Source organism: Desulfurococcus mucosus DSM 2162 (assembly GCF_000186365.1).
Lineage (GTDB): Archaea > Thermoproteota > Thermoprotei_A > Sulfolobales > Desulfurococcaceae > Desulfurococcus > Desulfurococcus mucosus.
Genome location: NC_014961.1, coordinates 699,783 through 712,302 on the forward strand (window position 1 = coordinate 699,783; position 12,520 = coordinate 712,302).

General features: G+C 51.2%; 13 protein-coding genes. 4 read left to right on the plus strand and 9 right to left on the minus strand.

Translation table 11 applies throughout. The features are described from left to right. Nucleotides 1-378: 378 nt before the first annotated feature. The 3 genes from proC to DESMU_RS03580 all read right to left on the minus strand — a co-directional run bounded on the left by proC (nt 379) and on the right by DESMU_RS03580 (nt 5,624). A complete protein-coding gene (proC, locus tag DESMU_RS03570) occupies nt 379-1,194 on the minus strand; it encodes a pyrroline-5-carboxylate reductase (RefSeq protein WP_013562232.1) in 816 nt (271 codons plus the stop codon). 329 nt (nt 1,195-1,523) lie between these two features. Next, nucleotides 1,524-4,178 carry an ATP-dependent helicase gene (locus tag DESMU_RS03575; protein WP_013562233.1) on the minus strand — a complete coding sequence of 885 codons (2,655 nt, stop codon included), beginning with the start codon at nt 4,176-4,178 and terminating at the stop codon, nt 1,524-1,526. A 51-nt stretch (nt 4,179-4,229) separates the two neighbouring features. Beyond that, nucleotides 4,230-5,624: a glycosyltransferase family 2 protein gene (locus DESMU_RS03580; RefSeq protein WP_013562234.1), complete on the minus strand. Its 1,395-nt coding sequence runs from the start codon at nt 5,622-5,624 to the stop codon at nt 4,230-4,232. 64 nt (nt 5,625-5,688) lie between these two features. On the opposite strand from DESMU_RS03580, the gene DESMU_RS03585 reads away from it, so the two are divergent. Genes DESMU_RS03585 through DESMU_RS03600 form a run of 4 tightly spaced genes read left to right on the plus strand, consistent with a single transcriptional unit; the run spans nt 5,689 to nt 7,714 of the window. Continuing rightward, nucleotides 5,689-6,336, plus strand: a complete 648-nt coding sequence (locus DESMU_RS03585) for an MBL fold metallo-hydrolase (protein WP_013562235.1) — start codon at nt 5,689-5,691, stop codon at nt 6,334-6,336. A gap of 12 nt (nt 6,337-6,348) precedes the next feature. Then, nucleotides 6,349-6,549 carry a hypothetical protein gene (locus DESMU_RS03590; RefSeq protein ID WP_013562236.1) on the plus strand — a complete coding sequence of 67 codons (201 nt, stop codon included), beginning with the start codon at nt 6,349-6,351 and terminating at the stop codon, nt 6,547-6,549. A 43-nt stretch (nt 6,550-6,592) separates the two neighbouring features. Then, nucleotides 6,593-6,877: a hypothetical protein gene (locus DESMU_RS03595; RefSeq protein WP_013562237.1), complete on the plus strand. Its 285-nt coding sequence runs from the start codon at nt 6,593-6,595 to the stop codon at nt 6,875-6,877. A gap of 3 nt (nt 6,878-6,880) precedes the next feature. Further along, on the plus strand, nt 6,881-7,714 hold the full coding sequence (locus tag DESMU_RS03600) for a carbohydrate kinase family protein (protein WP_013562238.1): 834 nt from the start codon (nt 6,881-6,883) through the stop codon (nt 7,712-7,714). A 243-nt stretch (nt 7,715-7,957) separates the two neighbouring features. On the opposite strand, the gene DESMU_RS03605 is transcribed toward DESMU_RS03600, so the two are convergent. The 6 genes from DESMU_RS03605 to DESMU_RS03630 form a co-directional block, all read right to left on the minus strand. Next, nucleotides 7,958-8,326 (minus strand): thioredoxin family protein, encoded by a 369-nt coding sequence (locus tag DESMU_RS03605; RefSeq protein WP_013562239.1) that lies wholly within the window; start codon nt 8,324-8,326, stop codon nt 7,958-7,960. Nucleotides 8,327-8,445: 119 nt separating this feature from the next. Next, nucleotides 8,446-9,825: a serine--tRNA ligase gene (gene serS, locus DESMU_RS03610; RefSeq protein WP_013562240.1), complete on the minus strand. Its 1,380-nt coding sequence runs from the start codon at nt 9,823-9,825 to the stop codon at nt 8,446-8,448. An 80-nt stretch (nt 9,826-9,905) separates the two neighbouring features. Further along, nucleotides 9,906-10,265 carry a metal-sulfur cluster assembly factor gene (locus DESMU_RS03615; protein ID WP_013562241.1) on the minus strand — a complete coding sequence of 120 codons (360 nt, stop codon included), beginning with the start codon at nt 10,263-10,265 and terminating at the stop codon, nt 9,906-9,908. Between the two features lie 6 nt (nt 10,266-10,271). Beyond that, the gene (locus DESMU_RS03620; protein WP_013562242.1) at nt 10,272-10,562 is read right to left on the minus strand and encodes a hypothetical protein; all 291 of its coding nucleotides are present in this window, start codon (nt 10,560-10,562) and stop codon (nt 10,272-10,274) included. A 6-nt stretch (nt 10,563-10,568) separates the two neighbouring features. Continuing rightward, nucleotides 10,569-11,570: a ribose 1,5-bisphosphate isomerase gene (locus DESMU_RS03625; RefSeq protein WP_013562243.1), complete on the minus strand. Its 1,002-nt coding sequence runs from the start codon at nt 11,568-11,570 to the stop codon at nt 10,569-10,571. Beyond that, the gene (locus DESMU_RS03630) at nt 11,567-12,508 is read right to left on the minus strand and encodes an eIF2B alpha/beta/delta subunit family protein (RefSeq protein ID WP_013562244.1); all 942 of its coding nucleotides are present in this window, start codon (nt 12,506-12,508) and stop codon (nt 11,567-11,569) included. The genes DESMU_RS03625 and DESMU_RS03630 overlap by 4 nt, the downstream gene beginning before the upstream one ends. Nucleotides 12,509-12,520 lie beyond the last annotated feature (12 nt).

Consider the following 12,520-nt stretch of genomic DNA (forward strand, 5'->3'; position numbering starts at 1 on the left):
TTGAAGCCCTTCCAGGTTTAATAGCGGTTTGAAGAACCGCTTACGCCTTACAACCGAAAGCCTCGTCTTTCAAGGCGGGGATGAAGGTTTATAGGCTTGTTTTTATATATGGGTAATGGTGATGAGGAGAGGTATTTAGCGGTGAGGGGGCTGCAACCCTTCGTGAACGAGGGGTTGTTCCCGAGCAGAGATAACCAGATGGGGGATCTCTGACCACCCCGACTGCCCCGCAGATGACAGATGTAAACCCGAACAAATGCGGGGAACCCGTGAACCGCCCTAAGGGAAACCCCCTTTTAGGGCGGAGAGGAGGTCAGAAAGGCATTGCTTCAAGCTGACATCCTCCCGCCCTGAAAGGCGATGCTCTCGGTTGTAATCCTATAAACCCAGCTCTCTTCTAACATTATCATCTATTTCCCTACCGATCTCCATAGACCTCTTGTATGATGCTTCAATAGTTTTCATTAATGCTGCTTTAACGCCTTCAGACTCCATGGTGATCAAACCCCTTATGGTCGTGCCTGCAGGTGTAGTGACCTCATCTCTCAATATAGCTGGGTGGATATCGTTATTCCTAAGGAATCTCGCAGTGCCTTCTAATACATCTAATACAGCATCACAAGCTAGGTCTCTTGGCAAGCCTACTAGAACACCACTCATTACTAACGCGTCAACTATTTCAGCAATAAAAGCGGGTCCACTGCCAGCTAGAGCTGTCCAAGCATCTAATAATTCTTCGGGAACCCAGTAAACCCTACCCATACACTTCAATAGCTTTTCAACTAGCCCTTTACTATCATACTCTTGGTCAACCGCTACAGCTGTAGATGACAAGCCTACAAGAGCATTCATATTCGGCATGGCCCTGTATACATGGCTATTGCCTACAATTAGCTTAATAGTATTGATCCTTACACCGGCCATAAAGGATACGATTATTTTACCAACCCAGCTACTTCTATTGACCTGCTTAGCTAGTGCTGGGAAGTGGTATGGTTTAACAGTTACGAAGATGACATCGCTAGATTTAACGGCTAGATCATTGTCTCTAGTTACATGTGCACCCAGAGACTTAGCGTTACTTAAAGTCTCATCTCTCCTACCAGTAGCTACAATATCACTATAACCACAAGATATAAGCGACTTTACAACAGCGGTGCCAATCCTACCAGAACCAAGTACAGCTATTCTCATAGAGACACCATGCGATACTCTGACCTCACTCCCAGCCCTAAAAAGGTTTCCCCGTTTAGGGGTTCACTGATTCCCCTGCATCTCCCCGGGTTTACACCCGTCATCTACGGGGCGGGGATGCCCCGTGGGCTCAGGGCTAACCCTGAATGCAACACTCAGGGGTTAGGAGCCCCTCACGCCACACCTAAACCCTTCAACCCCGCCTTAAGAGACAGAGCTTTCAGCTGTAACCATAGGCTTTAATGATACATCGCAACTTAACAGGGAAACCCTCACCCTTCCAGGGCGGGGAGGAGGTCAGGTGAAACAAGCATCCAGTGGGCAGGCAACTATGCTTGCTCAGAGAGCTGGCTTCCCTCACCGAGCCTCTGTTTGACGAGTTCATGCAGTCTTGCAAGTAGCTTCCTCATGTCCTCCATCAAGACTACATCGCTATAGCCATGTACGACTATGCTGTGTGCAAATGGGCTCGGTACATCAACGGGACCCATTAAAGCCACCTTTATCTCGCCGCTCCTCACCTTTTCGAGTACTTCCACCGCCTCATCTATGTGCATGTAGTCCATTAGTATCTCCCTATAGGTCTCCTTTAGAACTGGGAACCCAGGTATTTCCTCAACAGCCTTCAATAACTCTTCAGCGTTGACCTGGAGCTTGTTGATGCTTTTCTCAGTATCCCTATACCTCCTTAGCAACATGAAGCTTCTGACAGCCGTGTGCCTGAATCTCCTCTTAAGTAGATCAGTCCTCCTCACTACTTTCTCAAGTATCTCCCATGCCTTCTCCACCGGTATGGTTCTAAACCATTCAAGCCACTCCCCACGGGGATGGCCGGGCACCGTGAGCATAAACCCGTTGTCCGTCACGGTTAGCTTAACGTTTACTCCGAGTCTCTGCCCCACTATGTAGGCGTAAAGCCTTGCTAACGCATCGTTGGCTTTACGGCCGAAGATCGAGTGAACTATTATGTTCCTCCTAGTCGGCTCATCATATATTTCTATTAGTATCAGCTCGTCTGATGGCACGAGGCCCTTTGCATAGAGCTTCTGCTCCATGATGTAGTCGCATATTGTTTCAGCCGCATGCCTCTGCAACCTGTATTCTTTAACAAGGTACTCCACTGTGCGCTCCCTCCCCTTCTCATCAAGCATCTCGGATATGAGCCTCCTGAAACGCCCAACCTCCCTCGCTGAATCGTATGCTAGCGGAAGCATTTCACTGAACCATGAGGGGACCGTTGGCCTCTGTCCATCCGCCTGCCTCACTATCACCTTGAAGCCCTTGCTTTGCAGGTACTCGTAAACCCTGCCTCCTAACACGAAGAGATCGCCTGGTGCAAGGTACTCGACGAAGGCTTCTTCGAGATCTCCGACGTAACGGTTGTCAACCGTGAAGACGTGTGCCTTGCTCTCGTCTGGTATCACGCCTATGTTCTGATAGTATATCATCCTAGTCGTCTTCTTCCTCCCGAATACTCCCTCATTCTCGTCAAGCCATATCTTAGAGTACACTTTCTGATACTCGTAGAAGTCGCCTAGCTGCCCAGCTAGGTATCTGAGCACTGAGAGGAAGTCGCTGTAGCTTAACTCATGGAAAGTATATGTCCTCCTAACCAACCTATAGGCGTCCTCTATCCTCCACTTCTTCTCCAGTGCAAGCCCCACGATATGCTGTGCGAGAACATCGAGAGGGTTACGCGGTATCCTTATCCTATCGATCTTCCTCTGGAGGGCGAGCTTGGCGAGCACTGTGCACTCGAGGAGGTCATCGCGGTCGACCACTATGACTCTCCCCTTGCTTGTCTCCCTGATATGGTGTCCAGCCCTCCCTACTCTCTGGAGAAGCCTTGTAACACTCTTAGGGGAGCTCAGCAATACAACTACATCTATGTACCCTATGTCTATTCCAAGCTCAAGCGATGTAGAGCTAACTATGGCTCTCAGCTCGCCGTTCTTCAACTTGTTCTCTATTTCTATCCTTACATCCCTACTCAGGCTACTGTGATGCGCCTCTATGTCATCTATGTCGATCACGCCCTCCTTCTCGAAGATCTTCCTGAGCTTGAAGACTACTCTCTCGGTGGAACTCCTGGTGTTCGTGAATATGAGTGTTGTACGATGCCTCTTGATTATCCTTCTAAGCTCATCGTATATTGCTTCATTGATCTCCTCGGCAGATGAATATATGAGGTCTTTAACCGGGGAGACAACCCTTATATCCATTTTCTTATCGAACCTAGCGTCAACTATTTTACAATCCCTGGGCGAGCCATCGTCATTGTAGCCTACCAGGAAGAGGGCTACATCCTCTAATGGCGCTATAGTAGCGCTTAACCCGATTCTCTGCAACCGTCTCCCAGCGAGGTGTTCAAGCCTCTCAACGCTCACGGCCAAGTGGCTTCCCCTCTTGCTTGATGCAAGCTCGTGAACCTCGTCGACAATGAGTATCCTGGCATTAGCCAACCTCTCCCTGAACCTCGGAGCATTCAAAGCTATAGCCAGGCTCTCCGGCGTCGTTATAAGGATGTGCGGGGGATCCCTGTTCATACGCTGCTTCTCGCTCGGAGTGCTGTCACTGGTTCTTACAGCTACCTTTATCCTTGGAAGCTCCAGCCCCATGCTCCTCGCTTCTTCAACTATGCCTTCAACCGGCTCCAGGAGGTTCTTCCTCATATCGTTGTTGAGCGCCCTGAGGGGGCTTACATAAACCACGTAGACGCCGTCCGGCATCCTCCCTGTTTCCTCGTATTGTCTATAAATGTCGTCTATTATCCCCAGGAAGACTGCCAGGGTCTTCCCGGTTCCCGTTGGGCTTGAGACAAGCACGTTGCAACCCTGCTTGACAAGAGGTATTGTCCTTCTCTGGACTGGTGTTAGCCCTCCGTACTTCTTTACGAACCATTCCCTCACGTATGGTCTGAGACCTCCTAGAACCTCTTCATCCGTGAAGTCCTCTAGCGCTGTAACTATAGGCGTTGCCCCCACCCACTGAGACACTGATGTACTTAAACCGATTTAATCACATACCGCCTGCCCCTACTTGAAGAAGACGTCCCTGGGCCACCTGTAAATCACGTAGCTGTATGCGAGAGCGTTGGATAGCAGCCAGAGCCCTGTCACCACTGCTCCACGGGTCAGGCCGAGTAGCCCGGTTGCCGTGAAGAAAGCGGCGAAGACTAGCTCCCATGGTGCTCGGAGTCTCCCGGACGCTGATTGATGAATCCCCTTAGGTGTCCTTGCATACTGCATCCTCACTCTTACAAGGGCTTTTACAACTGAGGAGAAGTAATAGGGTGAGAGGGCTGTGGTAACTGCTGCACTCCTCCCCATGTTGATAAGCGCCTTTAAGCCGGAGCCCGAGTACTCCTTTAGCTTCCTGTAGTAGTGTCTTCCAAAGATGGCTTGCGAAGCCAGTAGTAGTAATAGGAGGTATGCATACTCCCACAGCACGTCCACGGGTCTCACCACCACTTGAACCGCTAGAACTAGACTCCCGAGGAACACTAGTGAAGGCACTATGTACTGGGAGAGAAATGCCAATGCCTCCATCTTACCCAGGAAGCCCTGCTTGGAGCGCAGTATGTGGCTGAGCCTTGTGACAAGCACATCTGTGGCACCGTATGCCCATCTAGACTGCTGGATACGTAGCGCCCTATAGGTTGACGGGTTCTCCACGTAGACAGCGCACTCATCTATGTACTTTACCCCGAGGCCGTGATACATCATCCTGGCCCCTATCTCCATGTCGTCCTGTATCCTCTCTTGATCCCATCCTTTCAGGATCCCTTTGAGAACCCGGGCTCTGAACAAGGTTCCCGTGCCAAGAGGGAACACGCTTAACCCCATGCAGCTTCTACCACGGTATATGGCGTCAATTATGAACTTCATGGAGTATCCGAGGGCCTCGCTTAGCCTGGTGTCGAGGTTCAACGGCTCCCATCTACCGACCACGGCTGCTACATTCCCATTCGCCTCGAGAACGCCTATAGCCTTCTCCAGGAGACATTTATCAAGCATTGCGTCAACGTCAACTACGTACACATAGTCACCCCTGGAGAGCCAGAGCCCCGTGTTTACAGCGCCTGTACGATATCCTTCGGGGATACTTCTCCGCACGAGCCACACGTTCACCCCCTTCCTCCTCCACTCAACAAGCCTCTCGAACAACACTTCTCCAACATCCTCATCGTCATCGGAGACAACTATTATCTCGTAGTCTTCAACGCCTAATCCATGGATGTAGTTCACAGCCCTCTCAAGGTACTCAATGGGCTCCCGCCTAACCGGGATGATAAAGGATACGCCACGGGCTCTGCCGGAGAGGTGGGTCTGCATCCTGCAACCAGTAGCCTTCAATACTAGTACCGTGTATGTAGCGTAGAACCATGCTTGCGGCAACACTATCAGTAGCACTGCGAGTAAACCCGTCATCGAGGCCACGCCCTAGTCAGGGATAAAAACATGGCAAGGTAAATATGCATACTTGGTGGAAGACATGGTAAGGGTATCGTGGCATGGACACGCCTGCGTCTCCATTCTAAGGGACAACGGCTACACCATCACCATAGATCCCCATGACGGGTATAGTATAGGGATTAAGAGGCCTGAAGTGAAAGCCGATCTCGTCCTGGTCACACACGACCACTTCGACCACAACGCCGTAGACGTGGTTTCTAAGAGTGGGAAGACCAGGGTGCTTAAGTCGTTCAGAGGGGAGGCAGTGGTCGATGATGTAAGAATACGTGGCTTCCGCACTTTCCACGACAAGTATAAGGGGAAGAGACGCGGCGAGAACACCGTGTACATTGTGGAGGTAGATGGGAAGCGGATAGCACACCTCGGGGATCTCGGCGATATACCTGACGCCAGCGTTCTCTCAGCACTTAAAGGAGTAGACCTATTGATCACACCCGTTGGCGGGACCTTCACTATTGAGCCTGGAGAAGCGTGGAGCATAATTGAAGAGGTAAAGCCCCTCAATGTACTGCCAATACACTACTGGATCACAGGCGTGACCCTCCCGCTTAAGCCTATCGACGAGTTCCTGAAGGCGGTGAAAGGCTACAGCGTGGTCAGGCTGGACTCCAACAGCTTCACACTCGAGAACTACTCTAACAGTGTCATCCAGCCAAGGTACGTTTAAACGGTGCGGGCAATGAGCCTTAGGCACGAGGAGAGTGTCGCCAGGGAACTGGAGTTCCTGAGGAGGGCTTCAGTAAGGTTCCTCGTCAACCACTACGGGTTGCCAAGGTATGTTGTCGAGGGGAAACTTAGTAGGGCACAACTATTATTTAACCTGATCAGGGATCACGCTAGGTGGGTTAGGAGGGGTGATGAAGGGCGCCAAGCCCGCTAGTGCTGAGCGGTGAAGAGGGATCAACCGGCTGAAGTGATCCATCATGGCGTATACGTGGGAACCTAAATGGGAGCCATTCAAGGTGAGTGTTGCGGGAATGGTCTTTACCACTTGCAGAGACAGGGTGACCGGGCTCATCGCGTGCCCCATATGCATACATGCTGTATCCAAGTGCCTCGGGGGGAGTCAACCCCCCTCCTACCAGTATGAGAACTCATTCTTCTTCACTGTGGACGACCTCATTTCCCACTTGAAAACATATCATTTAAGAGGATGGCATAGGAGGATAGAGAAAATAGCCAGTAAGGCTAGGGAAGAAGAGGAGTAGCTAATGGAGGATGTCTGCATCTACGGTAATCCAACCCTAGACTACATTGTCCTCGAGGACGGCTCAAGGAAGATTGGTTATGGAGGCGGCGTCTACTACTCCTCACTCCCTTTTCAGCGTGAGGGAAGATACCGTTTAAACGTGTACGCCGTGTACTCGCCGAAGATACATAACCACCCGGTCTACAAGGCTGTCAACAAGCTCCAATACTCATCCACGGCAACGATCTTCAAGCTCGTCTACAGGGGTTCGTCAAGAACGCTCTACCTCGAGGAGCGTGCACCTCCATTATACCCGTGGAACATCCATGAGGGATTATGCATATCCATCGTGAATCCCGTTTTCCACGAGGTCACTGAGGCTAATCTAGCAATGATAAAGGTAAGGTCGCAACTGCTGGCTGGTGACATGCAGGGGTTTGTGAGGAGCTTAGATAACGGGAGAGTTGTCTACTCGTGTTCGACGAGAGCCCTTCACCTGCTGAGATACTTCGATGTAGTACACATGGATGTAGACGAGTTGAAGGCCGCTACATGTGTATGGGATGAATTAAGAGCCCTTGAGAAACTCTTAAACATAGTACGTGGAACCAGGGTAGTTGTGACAGGTAGGTTGAAGCCAATCCATGTCGTAGATCACGGTAGCCTTGAATCAATCAATATTGATGACTCACCCCTCGTAAGCGATAAGACTGGAGCAGGCGACTACTTCCTAGGTACACTACTGGTGAACATGTTGAGTCATGAAGACTTCACGAAGGCTGTTGAGAAGGCGCATGACGAGACAACCAAGTGGCTTATTGAAAGGAATGCCTCATCGCCGCCCACCACCCTCTAAACAATCGCTGAACCACAGTGCTTCATCCAAAGGGTCTGCACTGTATGCTAAACTTGCTCCGATCCTCGTGTTACTTGACGCGCTGTAAACCATGTATTGCTTAAAAACATCGGCGTAATATCGTATACTTGTCTTACTCCCCCGGTGGTGGGCGGCTCTGCAATTATTTCTTTGGCTTAACCCCCTTTTATATGTTTCAACGAAGGAGAGCCTGCTGCACCGGGGAAACACGAGGCAAACAACTTAAAATGCGAGGACAGCGTCGCTCATACCACCGTCATAGAGCCTGGTCGCCGATACATTGGTCTCCTCGTTTTTAACCGGGGGCATGCCAACTCTCTCCATTATGGCAGACTTGAGCTCACTGATTGACGGAACCCTCCCGATGAACCTTAGCTTGCCATTTACATATATTTGCGGTAGATCCATTGATTCGGCTTCAAGAGGATCATTGAACCAAACGTGCTCTGGGATTATCTCAACCCAAATCCCCTTCCTATCGAGGAGCTCCTCGGCGACCTGGAAGAGCCGTCTCAACGCCTCATCGCTTTCCTCGCTGAAGTCGAGGCGTACTTCCACAATCACTTTAGTAGTGTCCTCGGATTCGCTCATTCAGCATCCCTGTATGCCTCATCGAGGATTATTGCCTTTTAAAGGAGGGGGCGGTGGAATACTCGGTGTAGTGGCTATGTTTTACTTATAAAAACAGCTCCCGGTGAGACGATACCGGTTTACTCGGTTTCCTTCTTCACGGGGTGGATGTAGTCCCGGGGCGCCTTAGAGAATACCTCGAGGTATTTCCTCAGAGCCTTCGGAATAGTCACGGTGCCATCTTCATTCTGATGATTCTCCAGTATCGATGTTATAGCCCTAGTGCTGGCGATCGCCGTACTGTTGAGCGTGTGAACATACTCTTTGATCATTCCTCTTCTACGTATGAGCCTCGTCTTCAACCTGAAGGATTGCCAATCCGTGGTATTGCTGCAACTCACCATCTCCCTGAAGAGTCCTTGAGCCGGCATCCATGTCTCCAGGTCGTACTTCTTAGCGGCCGGTGCTCCGAGGTCACCGCTCGCTATGTTCACAATCCTGTAGGGTAACTCGAGTCCCCTGAAGAGCTCCTCAGCGTTCCCAATGAGCTCCTCCATCAGGCTCCAGCTCTCCTCCGGCTTAGCGTAAACGTATTGCTCAACCTTATGGAACTGGTGGACTCTGAAGATCCCCTTGAGATCCCTGTTGCCTGCGCCGGCTTCTTTCCTGAAACACGGTGAGACACCTACATATTTAAGCGGTAACTCTTCCTCGGGTATCTCCTCGAAGGCGTGGAGAGCTGCCAGCGAGTGCTCCGCTGTAGCTATGAGATAGAGGTCTTCGCCCTCTATCTTGTAAATGGCATCCTTGAATGTTGCAAGGTCTATCACGCCCGACATCACCTTGTGACGCAGCATGTAAGGTGGTAGAACCAGCCTGTATCCTTTACTAGTCAAGCTGTCTATGGCGTACATTAGTAGAGCCATGTCGAGGAACACTATGTCATCGAAGAGGTAGTAGAACCTGCTTCCAGCCACCTCCCCGGCTTTAACGGTGTCGCCAAGCCTTAGAACATTCTCGAGCATATCAGCATGTCCAACAGGCCTCCATTCTATCAGCTTGTAGTCCACCTTGAACCCATACCTCTCTGTCTGCTGCTTGAACTGCTCGAGGTGCCCGGTCCACACCTTTGGAGTGCCCCAGAACCTTATGGGTACATTATAAGTGTCGTCAGGACCTATAGGTACGCTCTCGTGAACCGTGTTAGGCAGTTTTAGCAGGGCTTCATCCCTGAGTTCCTCGAGCTCTCTGAGCTTCTTCTCAAGCTCCTCTAACTGGGATAGGAGTTCCTTCGCCTCATTTATCCTGAGGCTTCTCTCCGGCTCAGGTAACCTGGATATATCCCTGCTTATAACATTATGCCTGTGCCTGAGCTCTTGCACTTGTGACAGCATCTTGCGCCACTCGAGGTCTAGCCTATACGCCTCATCCACCAGGCTTGGATCCATGAATCTCTTTTTCACATGTTCCTTTAACTGCTCCGGGTTCTCCCGGAGCAGTGTTAGAATACTCCAAGACACGTTGCTCCACCACTGTCTCCAACACTATTTCACAGAGTGAGACTTGAATTAAAAAGTGTATCTTAGGCTGCAGGCCACTGTCACTCCCTGGCTTCCTGCGTGCTCTTAGCGTACTCCTCGACTATGTCGTAGCCGAAGCGTTCCTTGAACATCTGCCTCCCCTTCTCCGTCATCCTGAGGGGGGTCCACGGGGGGTCATAGACTATGTCTACGTCGGCGTCTACGCCTAGTTTCTCTTTCAATACGTCGATTATCATCAACGGCAGGGTGGCGGCGAGCGGGCAAAACATTGTCGTCAAGGACATAGCTATCTTCACTGTCTTTTCATCGACCACCCTTATATCGTAGATTAACCCGAGGTTGTACACGTCGATCCCTATCTCCGGGTCTGTCACTGTCTCCAATGCCTCGATAACCTTCTTCTTCAAGTCCTCGCTCAAAGCTCTTCACCCCTCTTTCCTCCCCGTCGACATTAAGCCCCTGAGGTATCTAGCCATGAGCACGTGTGGCGGGGTCTCAGATATTTTCACGGCTATCGTATACATTGCCTTAAGCTCCTCTTCACTCGCGTAGTCGAGGGGTATCCCCTTCTGCTGGTTGCGCTCCCATTCAGCGATCAGCTTCTCCATTATGCTGGCGACCGTGGGGTCAGAGTAGAAGGCTATCTTGTACGCCTGCTCACGTGATTCATCTATCAACCGTATGATTTCCTGCCGCATCCTGGATGCGTCGAGCATACATATCTACTCCAAGAGGTCTTCAAACCTTATGCTAGTAAATGTCGACACACCCTGTTTAATCTTTTCCAAGGCCCATCCAAGCCTCTCCATCAAGACTAGTATTGCTGCCTGCGGCGGGATGACACCTATCTCTGTCACTATGGCGTCTATGTACTCTGGTGGAGTAACATCGAAGGAGGGATTCAACACTTTGACGCCTGGATGCTGCTTCAACCAGTCTTCGGGGACAACCTCTGTTGGATCCCTGAACTCTATGGGGACCAGCTCGCCCACCAGTGTGACAGGTGAGAACTTATATGACTCGGCAACCACGTAGACGCGTACCCTAGCCTCCTTTGCTGCAAGCGCCACCTGGCTTGTACCGATCTTGTTCACTACGGCACCGTTGCTGGCAACGGTGTCGGCGCCTATTACAACGTAGTCTACCTCACCCATGACATATCTTACAGCACTATCAGGTATCTGAACCACTGGCACACCATTGTTGATCAGTTGAGTGGCCGTTATCCTCCCCTGGTAGAATGGGCGGGTCTCCGTGCTGTATACCTTGACCACTCTTCCCTGCCTGTAGGCCTCCGTTATAGTGCTCACAGCCACACTACTGTGGCAGTGAGTCAGCACTATCGAGTTCTCCTTTATCCTTCTGGCAGCCATCTCGCTTATCTTCTTCACAGCGCTGAGACTCTCCTCGATGAACCTATTGGCTGAACCTATTATGGAGCTGCGTGCACTCTCGTAATCCTGGGCATTCTTCAATGCTGAAACAACAAACATCACTGCGTTGGGGAGGCTGACAGCGGTTGGCCTCGTCGATATAAGTATGTCTGCAACCCTACCAATATACTTCTTGAATACCTGGAGATCCCTGGGACCCGCATACTCTTCCGCTGCTATCTTCAAGGCCTCCGCAGCCGCCCTTCCTATCTTGCCGGCGCCCCTAATCTTCATGCTCCTTATGCCTTCAGCTATCTCCAGTACCCGGGGCGGAATCCCTGCCTCACTCACTGCAACCACCTCTTCACCTCGGCTACGATGGCTTCAAGGGGTTTGACGAGTGGCGGGAAGGAGCCGTGGATCTCGCGGAGAACTATGGGTATGGCTTGAGGCGCGAAGAGCCCTCGCTCAGTTGCGATTACGTCAATGTACTCGGGGGGTGTTACATCGTAGAGCGGTGCCGTCGCCATGTAATTCTCGGGTAGTGTTCTCCGGGTATCCTCATCCATCAGGAGCCTCCAGTCTCCCTCCGGGAGCTTGAGTAGCTCGCCGTAGATCGTCTCGATGCTGAACTTCATTGTTGGTGCTACCACGAAGACCCTTACCCTTGCCTCGTGTGCATCTAATGCTATGATGCTTGAGCCAGCTTTGCCGACGACTGCCCCATTAGCTGCAACAGCCTCAGCCCCAAGGACAACCTTGTCTATGTTTTTCATGAAGAAGCGGGCCGCTGAGTCAACTATGAGGTATACCTCGACGCCAAGCTTCTCAAGGTACTCTGCCATCGCCAATCCCTCCAGGCCCGGCCTGGACTCCGCGACGTATACTTTCACCTTCACCCCACTGTCAACCAGCGTCTTGAAGAGTCTTCGGAGAGTCAGACTGTTACTGTTCGTCATCAATGCATCGCCGTCTACAACGCGCTTAGCCGCCATCTCGGCTGCACGTGTAACGCTCTCATCGTACTCTGAGGCAAGGGCATCTATGTATTCCTCAATACCCTTCAAACCGTTTTCAAGGAAGTATGTGCCGATCCGTCTTAGAGCATTCAGTGAAGCCATGGAGCTCGGCCTCTCAGCCATCAGCTTCTCATAGAGTTCTACAAACATCTTTGCAAAGGCCTTCGCATCCCCGCTGGATGCAGCCTTCCTCAGTGTTGAAGCCGTCTCAAAGAATAGCTCTGAGCCAGTTGACCTGGCGGCAAACCCGTGACGCATCAGGCTAGACATTTCCGGACACCC

Coding starts and splice junctions, on each gene's coding strand:
- proC (WP_013562232.1), bottom strand. CDS start 1,194: ATGAGAATAGCTGTACTTGGTTCTGGTAGGATTGGCACCGCTGTTGTA.
- DESMU_RS03580 (WP_013562234.1), bottom strand. CDS start 5,624: ATGACGGGTTTACTCGCAGTGCTACTGATAGTGTTGCCGCAAGCATGG.
- DESMU_RS03585 (WP_013562235.1), top strand. CDS start 5,689: ATGGTAAGGGTATCGTGGCATGGACACGCCTGCGTCTCCATTCTAAGG.
- DESMU_RS03590 (WP_013562236.1), top strand. CDS start 6,349: ATGAGCCTTAGGCACGAGGAGAGTGTCGCCAGGGAACTGGAGTTCCTG.
- DESMU_RS03595 (WP_013562237.1), top strand. CDS start 6,593: ATGGCGTATACGTGGGAACCTAAATGGGAGCCATTCAAGGTGAGTGTT.
- DESMU_RS03600 (WP_013562238.1), top strand. CDS start 6,881: ATGGAGGATGTCTGCATCTACGGTAATCCAACCCTAGACTACATTGTC.
- DESMU_RS03605 (WP_013562239.1), bottom strand. CDS start 8,326: ATGAGCGAATCCGAGGACACTACTAAAGTGATTGTGGAAGTACGCCTC.
- DESMU_RS03620 (WP_013562242.1), bottom strand. CDS start 10,562: ATGCTCGACGCATCCAGGATGCGGCAGGAAATCATACGGTTGATAGAT.
- DESMU_RS03630 (WP_013562244.1), bottom strand. CDS start 12,508: ATGTCTAGCCTGATGCGTCACGGGTTTGCCGCCAGGTCAACTGGCTCA.